20 protein-coding genes are annotated in these 16,238 nt (G+C 63.2%); 4 read left to right on the top strand and 16 right to left on the bottom strand.

Annotated elements, in window-relative coordinates; genetic code table 11:
* Positions 1-92 precede the first annotated feature (92 nt).
* From QFZ57_RS14995 to QFZ57_RS14960, 8 genes are all read right to left on the bottom strand, one after another.
* Positions 93-485 carry a nuclear transport factor 2 family protein gene (locus QFZ57_RS14995; protein ID WP_306631133.1) on the bottom strand — a complete coding sequence of 131 codons (393 nt, stop codon included), beginning with the start codon at positions 483-485 and terminating at the stop codon, positions 93-95.
* A 146-nt stretch (positions 486-631) separates the two neighbouring features.
* Positions 632-985: a hypothetical protein gene (locus QFZ57_RS14990; RefSeq protein WP_306900777.1), complete on the bottom strand. Its 354-nt coding sequence runs from the start codon at positions 983-985 to the stop codon at positions 632-634.
* 29 nt (positions 986-1,014) lie between these two features.
* Complete coding sequence (locus QFZ57_RS14985) at positions 1,015-2,190, bottom strand: serine hydrolase domain-containing protein (protein ID WP_306900776.1); 1,176 nt, start codon at positions 2,188-2,190, stop codon at positions 1,015-1,017.
* A gap of 431 nt (positions 2,191-2,621) precedes the next feature.
* Positions 2,622-2,780 carry a hypothetical protein gene (locus QFZ57_RS14980; protein WP_306631130.1) on the bottom strand — a complete coding sequence of 53 codons (159 nt, stop codon included), beginning with the start codon at positions 2,778-2,780 and terminating at the stop codon, positions 2,622-2,624.
* 185 nt (positions 2,781-2,965) lie between these two features.
* Complete coding sequence (locus QFZ57_RS14975; RefSeq protein WP_306631129.1) at positions 2,966-3,358, bottom strand: nuclear transport factor 2 family protein; 393 nt, start codon at positions 3,356-3,358, stop codon at positions 2,966-2,968.
* A gap of 164 nt (positions 3,359-3,522) precedes the next feature.
* Positions 3,523-3,693, bottom strand: coding sequence for a hypothetical protein (locus QFZ57_RS14970; RefSeq protein ID WP_306631128.1), 171 nt, complete (start codon positions 3,691-3,693; stop codon positions 3,523-3,525).
* A gap of 315 nt (positions 3,694-4,008) precedes the next feature.
* Entirely contained in the window at positions 4,009-4,524 is a 516-nt protein-coding gene (locus QFZ57_RS14965; protein ID WP_306900775.1) for a hypothetical protein, read from the bottom strand.
* A 102-nt stretch (positions 4,525-4,626) separates the two neighbouring features.
* On the bottom strand, positions 4,627-4,983 hold the full coding sequence (locus QFZ57_RS14960; protein ID WP_306900774.1) for a PASTA domain-containing protein: 357 nt from the start codon (positions 4,981-4,983) through the stop codon (positions 4,627-4,629).
* Between the two features lie 401 nt (positions 4,984-5,384).
* Between QFZ57_RS14960 and QFZ57_RS14955 the strand changes: the two genes are divergently transcribed.
* The 3 genes from QFZ57_RS14955 to QFZ57_RS14945 all read left to right on the top strand — a co-directional run bounded on the left by QFZ57_RS14955 (position 5,385) and on the right by QFZ57_RS14945 (position 7,323).
* Entirely contained in the window at positions 5,385-6,059 is a 675-nt protein-coding gene (locus QFZ57_RS14955; protein ID WP_306900773.1) for a hypothetical protein, read from the top strand.
* Between the two features lie 519 nt (positions 6,060-6,578).
* Positions 6,579-6,806, top strand: coding sequence for a helix-turn-helix domain-containing protein (locus QFZ57_RS14950; protein ID WP_306900772.1), 228 nt, complete (start codon positions 6,579-6,581; stop codon positions 6,804-6,806).
* A gap of 79 nt (positions 6,807-6,885) precedes the next feature.
* On the top strand, positions 6,886-7,323 hold the full coding sequence (locus tag QFZ57_RS14945; RefSeq protein ID WP_306900771.1) for a hypothetical protein: 438 nt from the start codon (positions 6,886-6,888) through the stop codon (positions 7,321-7,323).
* Here the strand turns inward: QFZ57_RS14945 and QFZ57_RS14940 are convergent.
* A complete protein-coding gene (locus tag QFZ57_RS14940; RefSeq protein WP_306900770.1) occupies positions 7,307-7,456 on the bottom strand; it encodes a hypothetical protein in 150 nt (49 codons plus the stop codon). The genes QFZ57_RS14945 and QFZ57_RS14940 overlap by 17 nt on opposite strands.
* A 145-nt stretch (positions 7,457-7,601) precedes the next feature.
* On the opposite strand from QFZ57_RS14940, the gene QFZ57_RS14935 reads away from it, so the two are divergent.
* Complete coding sequence (locus QFZ57_RS14935; RefSeq protein ID WP_306900769.1) at positions 7,602-7,916, top strand: hypothetical protein; 315 nt, start codon at positions 7,602-7,604, stop codon at positions 7,914-7,916.
* 290 nt (positions 7,917-8,206) lie between these two features.
* On the opposite strand, the gene QFZ57_RS14930 is transcribed toward QFZ57_RS14935, so the two are convergent.
* The 7 genes from QFZ57_RS14930 to QFZ57_RS14900 form a co-directional block, all read right to left on the bottom strand.
* Positions 8,207-10,348 (bottom strand): beta-galactosidase, encoded by a 2,142-nt coding sequence (locus tag QFZ57_RS14930; protein WP_306900768.1) that lies wholly within the window; start codon positions 10,346-10,348, stop codon positions 8,207-8,209.
* A gap of 37 nt (positions 10,349-10,385) precedes the next feature.
* Positions 10,386-11,294, bottom strand: coding sequence for a carbohydrate ABC transporter permease (locus tag QFZ57_RS14925; protein WP_306900766.1), 909 nt, complete (start codon positions 11,292-11,294; stop codon positions 10,386-10,388).
* A complete protein-coding gene (locus tag QFZ57_RS14920; RefSeq protein WP_306900764.1) occupies positions 11,291-12,214 on the bottom strand; it encodes a carbohydrate ABC transporter permease in 924 nt (307 codons plus the stop codon). Before QFZ57_RS14920 ends, QFZ57_RS14925 begins: the two co-directional genes overlap by 4 nt.
* Positions 12,215-12,218: 4 nt before the next feature.
* Complete coding sequence (locus tag QFZ57_RS14915; RefSeq protein ID WP_306900763.1) at positions 12,219-13,439, bottom strand: ABC transporter substrate-binding protein; 1,221 nt, start codon at positions 13,437-13,439, stop codon at positions 12,219-12,221.
* Between the two features lie 264 nt (positions 13,440-13,703).
* On the bottom strand, positions 13,704-14,762 hold the full coding sequence (locus QFZ57_RS14910; protein ID WP_306900762.1) for a LacI family DNA-binding transcriptional regulator: 1,059 nt from the start codon (positions 14,760-14,762) through the stop codon (positions 13,704-13,706).
* 192 nt (positions 14,763-14,954) lie between these two features.
* Complete coding sequence (locus QFZ57_RS14905; protein WP_306900761.1) at positions 14,955-15,356, bottom strand: hypothetical protein; 402 nt, start codon at positions 15,354-15,356, stop codon at positions 14,955-14,957.
* Positions 15,357-15,479: 123 nt separating this feature from the next.
* Positions 15,480-16,157, bottom strand: a complete 678-nt coding sequence (locus tag QFZ57_RS14900) for a hypothetical protein (protein WP_306900760.1) — start codon at positions 16,155-16,157, stop codon at positions 15,480-15,482.
* Positions 16,158-16,238: the final 81 nt, after the last annotated feature.

Below are 16,238 nucleotides of genomic sequence, written 5' to 3'. Positions count from 1 at the left end.
GCTACACCTATAGTAAGCATACTGAGGAATTAGCGCGCAAGTCGGCTGGGTATTTACAGCGGAAGCACCACCAATATGTAGCTGGTCGAAAGTCAGGACCAGAAGTCGGATGCCTTGGCTGTATCTTCCTGCAGCTCCAGGGCCTCGGTCACCTTTCCGCCGGAGATGCTGAATGCAATGGCCTGCCGTTGGTCCAGGGACTTGCCGTCGCGCTCCGCATAGGTCGAATGGACCCCGACCGTATACCTGTCGCCCCTGGCCACGTCTTCCACTGTGATCCTGATTGACCCTTTAGACCGCGAACCCAGTTCACCGAAATAGGCCAGGATTGCGTCCCGACCCTTCTTGTCTCCTGAAAGGGCGCCGCTTCCGCCGACATGCCAGACGGCGTCCTCGGTGAATAGGTCCCCGAGCGTGTCCATGTCGCCCGCGATGAACGCTTCGTAGCCGCGCCGGACCAGTACGACGTCTTCCTGTGCTCCCATTTCAGACCCCTCGGTCGCCAGTGTCGGATGCTTGCGAGGACAGATTAGGCCCGGGCGACGGCCCAGTCGAGGGGGACAGGCCCCCTACATGGCCCCCAGTTGGCCGGCTGTTCCTCCTGGAGGATTCCAATTGTCATCTGGGTCATTCAGGCTATTCCAGCCCCGGTCCTAGACGATGGTCCCTCATGCTGCAGACGCCAACGGTGGGGAAGGCGCCAGGCCCAGCAGGCGGTCATGAGCCCCGGGGTCGCGGCCCCGCAGGCGTACGCCCACGGCGGGCTCCAGGACCCTTCCGGGGCGGGAACGGCGAAGGCAACTACGACGGCGGCAACGGCCAGGAAAACCTCCACGACTGCCTGCAGGGTCCTGGCCCGGTACTCAGGGTAAGCCAGCCGGATCAGGGGAACGAGTGGCAGCAGGAACACCACCGCCTGCCGCAGGGAAGGCAGCTTGCCGGCAGGGCCGAAGACCCAGGTACCGATCAGTAGGTAGGCGGCCACGCACCACACCCCACCAGCTAGTGGCAAGTTCAGCCAGCGGGCCTGCATAGGCGGTCCAGGGCCTCGTTGAGGGTGGACTCCATTTGGCCGTTCATGAAATTGCGCTTCTCCTCACTGGCTGGGTCCTCGAGTCCGGTCGGCAGCGGTGGCACCGTCACTGTCATCGTTGCCTGGTAACGCCCATCAGCGCTGCTGACGGCTGTTGTTTGATGGCCCCAAAGCGAGCCTAGGCCCTCGTGCCTGGACTCTTTCGAACACCCGTCCGGATGCTCCCACATGCCCAACCCGTAGGGGGCGAATCCGGGGCTGGTCTTCATTTCCTTCAGCGACGCCGACGAGACCGCCCGGCCGGTGAAGAGGGCGGACATAAAGAGATTCACGTCTTCGACAGTGGAGGTTGCCCCTCCGGCCGGGTTACCCGCCCAGGCGGTGTTGTCTGTGACGTCGACCCGTTCACCCCGGATGGTGGCATAGCCGTGGAGAAGTCCGGGCGTGTGGAGGTCGACGGGTTTCAGGCTCGTATTCTTCAACCCAAGGGGTTCAAACACCTCCTCCTGCATGACCTGGTTGAACGGCTTGTGCCGCAGTTCCTGTATCAGGAGGCCGAGGGCTAGGTAGTTCGTATTCGAGTACTTGAAAGTCCCGACGCTGGCTGCGGGCCAGGGGAGAGTCCCAGCCAGCTTCAACCCACTCTCCATTGTCATTTTCTGAGAGATCGCAGGGCGGAAGTCAACATCTTGTGGCCCAGCCTCGTTGACCTCGGGCATGCCGGAGGTATGGCTGAGCAGCTGCCTGACGGTAATCGGCGCCGGCGGCTTGAGTGCCGACGTGAATCCGGGTATCACGTCATTGACGGGATCGTCGAGGCCGATGAGGTGGTCCTCTACGAGCTTCAACACCGCCACGGCCGTCATCGTTTTGGTGACGCTGGCGATCTGTATCCGGTCCGTGGGCTGCGCCGGCGTTCTGGATTCAAGATCCCTCACGCCGTAGGCCTTTGACCACTCGCCCTCGGGCCAGCGGATCTGGACGACGGCGGCGACCGCGCCCTCATCAAGGAACAGCTGAACCTGATTTTCCAAGGGTGCGAAGGGGTTCGGTGAGCTTGATGACGGTGCAGGCTCATCGGTGGAATAGGTACAGCCGGACAGAAGGAGGACGACGGCGAGGCTCGCCCGCCTCCAAACGCGGTTCTTCGTGCTCATTGCTGCGTCCGCTCGGGACGACGTGACAGGTTTTGGCCGTCTGCGGCACCACATCCGGCCAGACCTGCGGCGGCACCGCCGTCCCAGCAGCTCAATTTTACGGCTGACCCTCATGGCAAGGAAGCTTCAACCCACTGGCCTGATTTCTGGCCGCCACCTTTTGTTTCCCAGCCACGCATTGCCGCACACGGGCCCGCCCGCTAAGCGGTCAGCGACTGCTCGCACCGCGCCGCGGGCCCCCTTGCCACCAGCCGGGATGACCTCCTTGAGCTGCTTTTCCTTGGCATCGGTGAGCCTCCTGGCCCGATAGTCGATGCGCTGGGTGTGCAGCCAGACGCCAGGATGCGCTCCTCCTGGTCGTCGGTCTTATTGTGCCGTGGCCATTCGTGGCCGGCGGACGGGTACGCAGCAACCTCAGTCCTTCCGGCGCATCAGCTGTCCCCGGCCCGCGCGGCCCGCTTCATCTCGGCAATGCGAAGCCGCAGGAAAATGATGACCAGAACCAAGGCGAACACCGCCATGCCGGCCAGCGCAATCGTCAAGACCGCGTACAGGATGCCGAGAATGCCAAAGGCTTGCCCAGGATTCATCGCTACCCCCAAGTAGTCGTTGAACCTAGGCGACGCGGGAAAGCTTGCCCTGCCCGGACACGGGAAAGGCGCGCCCCGTTCGTTGAGCGCGCCCTTCCCGTAAAACCTGTCAGTCCTTGAAGACGTCCTTGACCTTTCCGCCAGCCTGCTTCACGTCGCCCTTGGCCTGGCGTCGCCGGCCAGAATCAGGACCAGAAATCGGATAACTTACCCGTATCCTCTGCGATCTCCAGGGCTTCAGTTACCTTGCCGCCGGAGATGGTGAAAACAATGACCGCCCGCTGGTCCAGGGACTTACCGTCGCGTTCCGCGTGGTTCGACTGGACCCCGATGGTGTGCCTGTCACCCGTGGCCACGTCTTCCAGGGTGAGCTTGAGTGACCCTTGGGAGCGAGAGCCCAGCTCACCAAAATAGGCCAGGATCGCGTCCCGGCCCTTCTTGTCCCCGGAAAGGCCCCCGCTTCCGCCGACATGCCAGACAGCGTCCTCGGTGAATAGTTCCCTGAGTGTGTCCATGTCGCCGGCGATGAAGGCTTCGTAGCCGCGCCGAACCAGTGCCGTATCTTCTTGTGCTCCCATTGCGGGCCTTCTGTCATTGTTGTCGGGTTACTGCAGGGACAGGCTAGGCCTGGGCTGTGGCCCCGTCGAGAGGCGAACGGCCCGGGTTAGCACGGCAACCTTCTGGTGCCCAGAATGGTCTGCACAACCTTCCCGGCCCAGGGGTCGGAGCAGGCAGCAAGAGGCTACCTTGGCGTGGCGCTCACCTCGGGTATTCGAGACTCCGCGGCGCCCTCAACGCGCCCAGCCCGCGCCCGCCGTCGGGCTTTCGCCAGGGATACCAACAGGGTCAGGATGGTGCCCGTCCAGGCAAGCCCGGTGAGGAACACCAGGCTGATCGCCACTAAGGGGTGCATGGGCGAAACTCTAGGACTGCAGGGCGGGCGGCCCTGGGCGAAACTCCGCGTCGGAGCCGGAATTTGCACAAGCAGGGACCAGTAGCTGGCCCAGTTGCGCCTGGGCACGAAAAAGGCGCGCCCCGTTCGCTGAGCGCACCCTTATCGATTCCCCTTCGCAACCGGATCCCCATCCAACTGAGATCATAATAAGCATGCTTAGCAATATGTACGCAAGCCCATCCCGTATTTGTAACGGAAGCGACCAGTAATTAATTAGTCGGTGCAGACCGCGGCGAACGGCCAGGGTCTGCACCGACTTAGCGCTGGCCAGGGTCAGCGGCGTTCCAGCCTCTGCGCGTAGAGCTCCCCGCTGTTCTTCATGAGCCAGCCCGAGTAACCGATGCCGCCGGTTATCGCTAGCTGGGCGGCAGCGATGAGGCCAATGATCGGAAGCAATTCGGGGGACCTGCCGTTGGGCGTGAGCAAGACCAAGCTGGCTGCGATCACTGCCGCGCCGATCACCGAGAATTTGATGACGTGCGGGCTGATCCGGATGGCCTGTTCCACGCGCGGGATGTCGGAGGCAGGTTTGGGGGGCTTGCGCGAGAACCGCACGCCCAAGGTCACCAGCCAGCCCACGACGGAGATGGCTGTACCAAGGATCATCATGAAGATGCCCCGGTCCGGTTCCTGGCCGAGCAACCCGGAGAGCCCCGCGTCGACCGCCCCGGGAAGTGCGATTACTGCCCCGTACCACCAGGCAAAGAAAACCCAGGACCGGCGCTGCGCGTAGCCGAAGGCCAGGGCCCGCGGATCTATCGCCACCGCGGTGGCATCCCCCAATGTCATAGACCACAACTTACCTGCGTGCGGCTGTAAAGACGACTTAAGAGACGCCATGCAGCGAGGCGGTGTCCCCGGACCTGCACCCAGTAGCCGCGGGCAGGCTGACTACGGCCGGGAGGCGGCGGGGGAGGCCCCTGCCTCGGTGACGGTCAACCGTATGGTGCTGCCTGTTTTCACCTCGGTGCCGGCAGCAGGGTCCTGGCCGGTCACCGTCCAGTTCGACGCCACGAGGACCTTCTTGCCGTCCCCGGAAACCACTTCGTGCTTCAGCTTCAGCTGGTCCAGCGCGTGCTGGACGTCGTCGAGCTTGGCTCCCACAAAGCTCTCCAGGACCACACTCTCCGGTGAGGCCGCCGCCGGCGGTGACACGGGCGGCGGAGCCGACGGACCGGACACCGGCTGGGCACTGCAACCGGTCAGGCCCATAACGACGGCGGCCAGTACCGCCAATGTTCTACGCATAGTCGAAGCCTAGCCGCGGCAGTACGTCTCTTGAGCGGTGGACATACTGGGTACGCGCGAGGCCCGCGGCCATCGGGTGTGTCTGCGTTTAACTCCGTGAAGATCTGCTTGCATGGAGTCATGACGGAGCAGCCACCGGCAGCAGTAAGAGAAGACGTGGGCCGGCTGATGGCAGCCCTCGACGCCGCGATGCCGGCCGAGACGAACTCCAACCTGCTGGTCGGGACCTGGAACATCCGCGCCCTGGGCGACCTGACAGCCAAGTGGCTGGCGGGGCCCAAAGACTCGACCAAGAGGGACTGGCACGCCATCGCCTGCCTTGCCGCGGTCATCTCCCGGTTCGACGTCGTCCCCGTCCGGGAGTCCCGCCGCAACGCAACCCGACGGCCCTCAAACGGCTCTTGGCCAGTCTGGGAGACCAGTGGCAGGTCGTCGTCTCCGATGTCACCGAAGGAGCGGCCGGCAAGGGCGAACGCCTCGCCTTCCTGTACGACAGCAGCCGGGTCCAGCCCGCCGGCCTGGTCGGGGAAATCGTGCTGCCACCGATCGGGGAGGACCCGCAGCGTCAGTTCCCCAGCACTCCGTACACGGCCAGCTTCACGCGTGCCGGGGCGGCGTTTACCCTCGCCTCCGTCCACATCCTCTGGGGCAAGGACGACGCGGAGCGGCTGCCCGAGATCACTGAGCTCGCGGAATGGATGCACGACTGGGCTGTCCGGCCCAAGGACTGGAACTCCAACCTCATTGTGCTCGGCGACTTCAACCTGGACCGAATCGGCGACCCGCTCTACGAAGCGTTCATCTCCACGGGCCTGTGGGCACCGACGGAGCTGAACGCCGTCCCGCGGACAATCTTCGAAGAAGACAAGACCAAGCACTTCTACGATCAGATCGCATGGTTCTCCAAGCCGGCCGGAACTTCACTGCTGACGGGCCTGGCCTACGGCCAGCGGGGCCGGAACGTTCGACTTCATCCCGCACGTCTTCCAGGGCCTGACCCGCAGCGAGGTCTCCTGGCGGATCTCAGACCACTACCCGCTCTGGTGCGAATTCCGAACGACTTGAGAGGCCCATGAGCGCACTGCCCCTCTCGTGAAGCCGACAGCGGAACCGTTCCAGTGCCGCCGGCAGGTCAGCGATCTGGGCGCCCTCGAAACCGGCATCAATAGAGCGACCGCACTGCTCTAGGTGACGAGCAACCAGCTTGTGACAGGGGGTTGTGGGTACCTTCGGCCGCGGGCCCGTGACTCCTTGACAGCTCTGGCACTGGGGAGGATTGTGACCCGCAGGAAGAGGTCTCCTTCAACATGGTCCCAGGCTCGGCAGTGGCGCCGGGACGGTTCGAAGGAGAAGTACATGCGCTTCAAGCCAGCCCTCATAGCTTTACTCGCGCCGGTTTCATGCTTGACCGGCGCCATTCCGGCCCATCCGGCTGCACTCGATCATGGACAATCTCGACCCGACCAGCGCCCAGGGCCGTATGCAACTGGGATCACGGCCACCCTGGCCGAGTATGAGCGGGAGCTCATCAATGAGCGGGTGCGGGCCGGGTGATCAGCGGCCAGAAACGTGGGGTCCGGTTCGGGCCGGCGCCGATGGATGAGACCATTGCCAGGGACCGGGTGAACACGGCCCGGGAGCTCATGGCCCAGGGTAAGACCGCCGAGCACGCGGCCAAGACGGTCGGATGGTCCAAGGCCACCCTCTACCGGTACAAGAAGACCTACGACGGGGCGCCGGCACCCAAGGAGGCGGTGCGGCCAAAGCGTGCCGCGGGAAGGTCGCGATACGCAGAGAAGACCACCTTGCCCGACCGGGACTAGCCGGTCAGACGCGGCGGCCGCCCGGACCGACTCTGCGCATGTTTGGATTGGAGACGAACATTGAGGGTTGGGGGACAAGATGGAGCAGTACATGCATTGGCAGCGACAGCCGCTGCCGCGCCCGAAGGCGCCGCGCTGGCCGTGGTTTTTGGCGGCCGGTTCCGTGATTTTGCCGCTGATCTTCCTGTTCGTAGCGGCTACGGTCAATGAATCCGCCAAGATCCACAGGCTGGTTTCCGTTGCGGACGGCATTGCGCCTACGGACTGGAAGCTCGTCTGGAGCGACGAGCCGCACCACGACATCACCTGCATCCCGTTCGATCACTCGTGCCACACCTTGTACAGGAACTGGGAGGCGCCCGGACCTGTCGACCTTCAGCAGCTGGTGGACTCCACCGGCTACGAAATGGAGATCGGCACGGTCTACAGGCCGGACTGTGCCGGCGGGTACGAGAACCGGATCAGCATTCGACTGTGCGTAGACGACAATGAAGTCAGCCTCAATATGAACGACTGACCCGAAAGGGGAGCTCCCGGTACGGGCGCCAGACGTGGGGCAGGATGCGGTGGACGTCCCGCAGTTCGTTGCCGATGTCCACGGTGTCCCGCAGGACCCAGGTGTCCGAGATCCGGCCAAGGCTGGGGAGCATCCTGTTTCAGGCGGCTTCGCGGACCTTCCAGTCGGACCGCGTGACGCCCTACGGGTAGGAGTCAGTGTTGTCCCAGTAGCCGAACTCCTCCACGCCAGGGAGGTCTTTGAAGGCCTCCAGGAGGGTGTGGTTTTCGGAGCGGACGATGACCATGATGCGGCCGGTCCCCCGGGTCGGTGCCGATGCTGAGCTCGAACCGGTTCAGGTCGTGGTCGTAGCTGTAGGAGCTCATGCCGCGCTGGGCCTCAATCCACTGGTCGTATGCGGCCGCGGCAGCGCCGGCTTCGATGGGTTCACCCTCCAGCCACTTCGAGTCAATGTACTTTGCTATCGATGCCAGCAGTTTCAGGTCTTCCTGATCCCGGAGCGGGTCGATGACAGATCGGACGGTCTGCTTGAAGGCATCCAGGTCGGTGCCTTCGGCGAGCCGGAAGCCGTTGTAGATTTTTGGTGCTCATGAGGTCCTCAGGGAAGGGGCCAGGGTCTATGGATCTCATGTGTGCAGACGGGGCAGCAGAGATCCCCGCCAGTGCCACGGGCGGATCTGCTCTGGCCCCCGCACAGAAAGTGATGACCCCAGCGCATGAGGGCATGCCCACTCCGCTGCTTCCCTTATCCGCTGCAGTGCCTGGTCGAGGATGACAGCTCATCCCGAAGCGGCTGCGGCTTAAGCCGGGGGAGAGGTCCGGGATGCCCAGACCCCTCCCCGTCGCACCGAAATTGCAATGGCGGCCTTTCCGGTCGCCCCGTCTACGGTGCGTTCGAAGCTGCTATTTCGTCGCGTTGCTGTATCGAGGTTTCGATGAGGACCCGCACGTCCCAGGCAGCGAGTTCGATCTTGGTCAGGTTTATCTGATCCGGGTCGAGCAGGTCGCCCAAGGAGACCGGTGAGGCAACAGTTACGGGTTCCCAACCCCAGTTGTGGAGGAAGTGCAGCCGGCGGCCGGCTGCGTTGGTTGCGGAGTGTACGGTGACAGCCTCGGGCAGGTCTTCCCAGCCTGCGTCGCGTTCCGGGGCAAGCCATCGGATGATGTCTGCGGCCAGGTCGGTATTTGGCAGGGTGCCGACGGTGGTGATCCTACCGGATCCCGCCTTCGTGGTGGTGATGGCGGGGTAGCGGCCGAACTGCGGGTGCAAGTAACTGGCAAGGATGCTGCCCTCTTGCTGCTTGAGGTAGTCGATCCAGCGGGTGGCGCGGCTTCCGGGAGAGAGCTCCAGACCTTCGGCGGCTTCGAGGTCGAGTGGAGTATCCAGTTGGGAGAATTCCTGGTAAGTGACCCCTGCTTGTTTTGCCAACCGCGAGGGTTTGGTTTCGAGTCGGGCGCGGGCCTCGTGGTCCGCGTAGCCGGTGCGAATACCCAGCACGAGGTGTCCGCCGGCTTCAGCGTACGCACGCAGCCAGTCCAGGAGTGTGTCGTCGGCGATGTACAGGCCGGCGGCGATCAGGACGGGCAGGTCCTTGGCGACCTGGGCAGGGTCCAGGTTCTGGCCTTCGCTGCCGGTGATCTGTCGGTCGTGAAGGATACGGACGGGGGCCCCTGCCCGGAAGGCTCCTTGGTAGAAGGCTTCGAAGATCTTCTGGTAGGAGCGTTCGTCTCCGGTCATGGGGGCTTCGGCCAGGAAGCAGGGCTGGGCGGCCAGTCCCCATTTGGAGTGATTGGAGTAGATCATGCCGATGCTGGCATCTGGCGTGAGGCCGACCAATGCTTCGTCGGCGGCTTTGAGTTCCGCTCCGATTTGGGCGAGTTCGTGGTAGACCCGTCCGGGTTTCTGGTCGTGGGGGAGGACGCCGATCCAGTAGGTTTCGGTGCCGTAGTGGTTGGTTGCCCAGTGCCAGTATTCGATCATTTCGGCGCCGCGGGAGATGAATGCGTACGCTGCCTGCCGCCACTGTCCGTCGAATGCCGGGTATTGCATTGCTGATCCGCCGATGGCGCCGGCGTTGGTTTCGGTGACCAGGAAGGGGGCTTGTTTGGATGAGTACATCCGGTCTCCGCTTTGGAAGAGCGTCCAGGCGCCGGAAGTGGCCCACCCTTGGGGTGTGGTGGTCGACGGGGGAATGGCGAAAGCGTCCTGCATGGCGTAGTAGGGGTTGCCTGCTGTGATGTCGAAATCCAGGGTCATGTCCTGGTCGTGTTGGGAGGGCCGGTCGTATGCGATGCAGGTGGTGACGAACTGTTCCGGTGTGGAGTATTCGCGGACGATGGCGGCCTGCCACTGCAGGAATTCTGTGGTGAGCCGGGCCTGGAACCGCCGCCAGGCGAGGTCGTATTGCGGCTGGGCATTGTTGTCGGGTGTCCAGAGGTCCGCCCAGGTGGAGAGCTGGTGGGACCAGTAGGCCAGGCCCCATTCCTTGTTGAGGTTCTCCACCGTTCCGTATTGATGCCGGAGTTCGTCCGTGAAGCGCTGGAAGACGCCCCGGTTGTGGAAGGCGAGCAGACCGGGTTCGTTATCGACTTGGTAGCCGATCACGGCAGGGTGATTCGCGAAGCGTTGGATGATCTTGCGGATGATGCGTTCGGCGTGGAATTTGAACGCGGGGTGGGTGTAGTCCACTTCCTGCCGGGCTCCCCAGCCCAGCGGCTGGCCGGTCTTGGTTTCGGCGGCAATTTCCGGGTACCGGCGCGCGAGCCACATCGGAATCGCGTAGGTCGGCGTACCCAAGATGACCGAGATCCCTCGCTGGTGGGCGCCGTCAAGGACCGGGGTCATCCATTCCAGATCAAACCGGCCGTCGTCGGGCTCCCATTGGGACCAGGTGGATTCACCGACGCGGATAACGGTCATATTGGCGGCCGCCATCAGGTCCAGATCCTGCTCGAGGCGGGGGGAGGGCTGGTATTCGTGGTAGTAGGCTGCGCCGAAGAGTACTTTGCGGGGTCGTTCAGACATGAATTTTTTGCTTTCGTTGAAGAGGAGAGGGAAGGGGTCAGGCTTTGACGGCACCGCTGCCGAGGCCGGACTGCCAGTAGCGCTGAAGGAACAAGAAGGCGGCCATGAGCGGGAGTACCGAGACAAGGGAGCCGGTGATGACGGTGGAGAAGAGGGCCTGGGATCCTGATCCGGCCGCGGACGCCGCCTGCCATTGGGCCAGTCCCACAGGAAGGGGGAACAGGTCGGGACTGTTGAGCATGATCAGGGGCAGGAAATAGTTGTTCCAGCTGGCCACGAGTGTGAAGAGCAGCACTGTGATGGAGCCGGGCACGAGGAGCCGCAGGACGATCTGAAAGAAGATCCGCATTTCCCCGGCACCGTCAACGCGTGCTGCTTCAATGAGTGAATCAGGGACAGCGTCGGCGGCGTAGACCCTCATGAGATACACGCCAAAAGGGCTCACGAGTGAGGGCAGGATCACTGCCCACACGGTGTTGGTCAGGTTCGCGCCGGCAAAGAGCAGGTAGGTGGGGATGGCCAGCGCCGTCATCGGGATCATCACGGCCCCCAGCACAATGGTGAACATAGCGTTCCCGCCCGGGAACCTGTACTTCGCGAAGGCGTAGCCGGCAGCGGTGGCCAGCGCAGACGCGCCGAAACCACTGGCGATCGCGTAGATCAGGCTGTTGAGCATCCAGTGGCCGAACACACCATTCTGGAAGGTGAAGACATTGTGCAGGTTCTCGGCCAGGTTCATGTTGGAGAACCAGAGGCCGAAGCTGGTGAACAGGTCATCGTTCGCCTTCGTTGAGGCAACGACAAGCCAGAAGATAGGCAGCAGGAAATAGACAAGGCACAACAGCATGACGACGGTCAGGAGCGTGCTCTTGCCCGACCGCTTGCGCCGTGGCGGGCTCGCCGCGCTGTTTCGCGTTACAACCTGGGCAGTGTCTGTGGCGGTCACGAGGCCTTCTCTTTTCTGTTGGCCGTCAGTTGGACCCCATAGCTGACCGCCATGATTACTATCCCCAAGAGGAAAGCAATAGCGGCCGCGTAGTTGGAGTCCTGATTCACGAAGGACAGCTGAAAGGCGTACATGTTCGGCGTGTAGTCCTGTCCGATGGCCGCTGGGGCGATGACGCGCAGGAGGTTCGGTTCGTTAAAGAGTTGGAAGGACCCGATGACCGAGAAGATCGTGGTCAGCAGCAACGCACCCCTGATGGCGGGTATCTTGATCGACCAGGCCAGTCTCCATTCTCTGGCACCGTCCACGCGCGCGGCTTCATACAGTTCGGCGGGTATGGACCTGAGGGCCGCGTACATGACGATCATGTTGTACCCGACGAATCCCCAGGTCACGATGTTCATGATGGAGAACAGGACATTGCCGCCGGCAAGAAAGTCGGGTGCGGGAAGCCCCAGCGACTTGGCCAGTTGCGCGAATGGCCCGAAGTCTTTCCCGTACAGGTAGCCCCACATTAAAGTCGCGATGACGCTGGGAATTGCGTAGGGCAGAAAGACGCCGAGCCGGATGAACCGTTGCAGGCGCAGCATTCCGCTGTCCAGGATGAGGGCGAAGAGCAGGGACAGGCCAAGCATGACCGGAACCTGGATCACGAGGAACAGCGCCATGCGGCCGACGCCGCCCAGGAAGGACGGGTCGGTCAGGGCGCGGGCGTAGTTGTCCATGCCGACGAACGAGACACCGCCAATGAGCTGCTTTTTGAAGAACGAGAGGTAGCCCGCATAGAACAAGGGGACGGCGATCATTAACGCGAACACGACCATGAACGGCATGGACAAGGCGTAGGCCGCCACATACTGGCGCCGCTTTGCGATGTTGACCGGCTTCTTCTCCAGAGCCGGCTGAGCTGGCTGGGTCACGGTCTCAGCTTGCAACGGTGAATCCCTGTCCCTTGGCGTACTGCACCAGGTCATCCTGCCAAGCGGCTAATGCTGCATTCAGGTCGCCGCGGTCGCCGATCGCTTTGCCCATGGTTTTGTCGTAGCTGGAGGCGGCATAGTCGTTGAAGGGCAGGAACTGGAACCCCTCCTGGACGGTCATGGAGATGTCGGTGAACTGTTTGTTGACTTTCTGGCCCCCGTAGAAGCTGGACGTCGCGTCAGCGAAGGCCGGATTGTTCAGGGTTTTCGTTGCCGGCGGGAAGAGGAACTGTTCATTGGCCAGGGTCAGTGCCGCTTTTTCATCCGTGTTCACGAATCGGGCAAGCATGGCGGCTGCAATAGGGTTCTCGCTGGACTTCAGGACGGCGTCGGTGGAACCACCGTAGTTGCCGCTGGCCGGCTTGGACGTGTCCCACTGCGGCAGCGGTGCGGCACGCCATTTGCCGGCCGTGCTCTTCGCGGTTCCCTGCAGGAAGACCGGCCCCCATGCGCCCGTGAGCCAGGACGCGTACTTCCCGCTGTTCAGCCCCTGGTACCAGGCGTCGTTGAAGTCGGGTTCGTTGCCGATGTTGCCGGATTTGAAGAGATCGTTCCAGTAGGCGGTGACTTTCTTGCAGGCGGCGTCTCCGGTGAGGTTGATTTTGACGCTCTTTGCACCGTCGTAGGAAAAGGGGCGGCCCCCGGCCTGCCAGAAGAGGCCCAGCATGTTCGCTTCAGAGCTCGGCGCCCAGTTCGTAAGCATGCTCGACGGGTTCTTACCGCGGTAGGTCGTAACTGCCGCGGCGAAATCGTCCCACGTCTTGGGGACCGTGAGTCCGGCAGCCGTAAACAGGTCTTCGCGGTACAGCATCCCCATGGGGCCGGTGTCCTGAGGAACGCCATAGATACCCTTGCCACCGGGAGTCACCCCGGACCACACCCAGCCCGGGTAGTCGGACTTCAGGTCTCCGATGCCGTACGGGGTGAGGTCCAGGAGGCTGTCGGTAAGTGTGAATGACGGCAGTTTGTCGAACTCCATCTGCACGACGTCAGGGGCACCCTTTCCGGCCTGGATCGCCGCCCGCAGCTTCTGGTAGTGGGCCCCGCCCTGCCCCACGTTCACTACTTCAACTTTCACTGACGGGTACTTCGCCTGGAACAGATCCACTTCCTTCTGGATGTCCGGCACCCAGGTCCAGAAGGCGAGCTTTGTGTCCTTTTTCATGGCCGCATCGATGTCGGCTTGGGAGATGGGGGAGGCAGGGCCTCCCGAAGCTGGAGTCGCTCCACCACCGCAAGCAGTGAGAGCGCTAACACTTAGGGCAGCCAAAGGGAACGCTGCAAGGACGGAGCGACGTGAAATTTCTCGTGACATGGCGTCTGCTTTCGATGGAGGGTTGGTGTGCTTGCGGCAAATCGTCCGTGAGGCCGGCACGCCGCTGCGCCGGGGAACACTGCGATGTTCCCTCTCACAGGAGTCAGGGGAGTTTCAGTTCGCGCGCTGTTCTGGTGCAGGTGCGGTCGATCTACGCACGATGAGCTCGGTGGGGAGGTGGATGGCGGTGTTCCCGACCGCCTGTTTCTCGATCAGATGTACTAGCTCGGCGACGGAGCGTTCCGCGACAGATGAAAAGTCCTGGCGCACCGTTGTAAGGGGGATCATTTGGTAGGCGGCTTCGGGAACATCGTCGAAGCCGACGACTGACATGTCATCCGGGATGCGGATGCCCTTCTCTGTGAAGGCGCGGATGGCGCCCATTGCCATGTGGTCATTGGCAACGAAGACGGCAGTCGCCGCAGTGGGGTCAAGAGCCAGCGCCGCCTCGTATCCGGATTTCGGCGACCAGTCACCTTCGATGACCGGCCCGGGGTCAAGGCCCAGTTCGTTCAACTCTTGCTGCCATCCGTCGCGGCGCCGAGCTGCCGAGTCCCAGCTCAGCGGGCCGGCGAGGTGGGCAATACGACGGTGCCCCAGGGCATACAGGTGACGTACGCCAGCCCTTGCACCAGCCACCTGGTCAGAGTCGACCATCACGTGGTTTGCTGAGTCGTCAGTGAGGGGGCAGGTGCTGACAAGTGGCATGCCGGCGAGCGCCGACGGTGCCAGATGGAGAATCCCGGCAGCGCCGGAAACGATCACGCCCTCCACGCCCCGCAGCACCAGGTAATGGAGAGCTTCTTCAAGTTCCGGCCCGGCGGCCTCCCTGATGGTTGTGAGTGTCAGCGAGTAACCGGCTTTCCACGCCGCTTGCTCCAGGCCGAACAAACCGGCGGTGGGACCGTAGAGCGAACTTGCCGTGGCGATCAGACCGATTTGATGCGTGCGCTGAGTGACCAAGGCACGTGCCGCGGGATTCGGGCGGTACCCCAAGGCGGCCACCGACTGCAGAACCTGCGCGCGGACCTGGGGCCGCACATTCGCTTCGTTGTTTACAACCCGCGACACAGTTTTGGGGGATACACCAGCGTGGGCCGCTACATCCGAGAGACGTGGTAGCGGGGGCTTCGCGGCCTCTTTGCCAACTGGTTCGACAGCGCTGTCATTCATGAGTGTGATCTAACTCGCCTACTGACAGCGCTGTCAAGCAGATGGAAGCTCTTCGTGACCAAGCCGTTACATTGATGGCGCGACAGTCACACAGCCTCGGCCCTTAGGCGAGGCGGTCCGGAAGGGGTTCAAGCCGGTAGCCTGCGATCATGGCCGCCTCTGCACTGGGTCCGGGTTCAGGGCTTCAGCGATCTATCGGGCTGGGGACTCCTGGATGGCACGACGGGGCACAAACAGCACCTCGAGTTCCGGGGACACCTTCCGTTCGGAAGTCTGCCTTGTCCCTGGGGCTACGCCCAGGTGGGCGATCGGGCGCTGGAGATCCGTCAGGTGGGTGCGAACGAGGGCGTCGACGGGGTTGAACCGGGCGTGCCGTGCTGGGTGATCCCGTCCCCGGCGCGGCTGGCGGGCCCACTCGCGGACGGTCTTGCCGGGCGCAGTGGTACCCACAACGAAGCCGATACGCTCACCGTCGAGGTAGACATGGGCCGTGACGACGGCGCCGTCCTCGCTCTTGGTTAAGGGGCCCAGCTGCGCGTACGGATTCGGAACCAGGCGGCCAGGAGTCACCGGCTTCAGGATCAGTTCAGACATACGGCATGTGTGTGCGGTGCTGTCGCTCCTACTCCCCGCCGCGCCAGGGCAGGGCCTCCAGTGCTGTGCCGGGGTTCATGAAGGCCATCGGGTAGAAATCGAGGCGGTTCTTGTCCGGCCTCACTAGATGAGCAGGTTCCCGGCGGAGGGGCGGCCGGCGACCAAGGATTTGATCCCGGCGCGGGCCTCGTCGAGGGTGGCGTGGGTGACTCGCTCCGTGCTTCGGTCGCGCAGATGGGCGCGGGTGAGGAAATCGGGGGAGTCCGGGCCACGGGGCGGACGCACCGGTCCGGGTGCGGCGGCATCGATAAGTACCCAGATTTCCCTGTCCTCGTCGAGGATGATCGTCTCGTAGGCACCGGTGAGGAGTTCCCATACGGCTGCTGTGGGGATGTATTCCTCGCTGCCAGATTCAACCCACCTGCCGGGACCTGACTTTTCGTAGAAGGCCCGAAGGCCGTATGCGGCGGAGACGAGCGAGTCGGTGGCGACGGAAGGGGTGACCGTCGTCCACGAGCTCGGCTTCAGGGGAGCCGGAGCTTCAGCGGCGGAATCCCAGAGGACCCAGGCCGACGGCGATCCTTCAGGGCAGTGCATGGTCAGGACCGCCCACACCTCATTCAGATCCGCTTCCCGGGTGGACTCGAAGGTGACGAACAGATCGGAACGGCCGCCGTCTGAGGAGAACGCGGCCCAGGCCTTGCGGTAGGCGCACGACGGCAGCCGAGGCGGGCAGACGATCGAATCAATGCGCAGTGCGGCCAGCTCGTCGATGCTCGTGATGATGCGGAAGGGTTCCATGGGCCTTATGTGTGGGGCATGGACGGGAAAACTCCCCGAATCCAGACAACAGGTGCCTTAGAATCAGGGCAACTTTAGTGT

It is taken from the genome of Arthrobacter sp. B1I2 (assembly GCF_030816485.1).
Taxonomy (GTDB): Bacteria; Actinomycetota; Actinomycetes; order Actinomycetales; family Micrococcaceae; genus Arthrobacter.
Note: the sequence above shows the minus strand (reverse complement) of the source record. Positions and strands in the feature narration are given on the sequence as shown.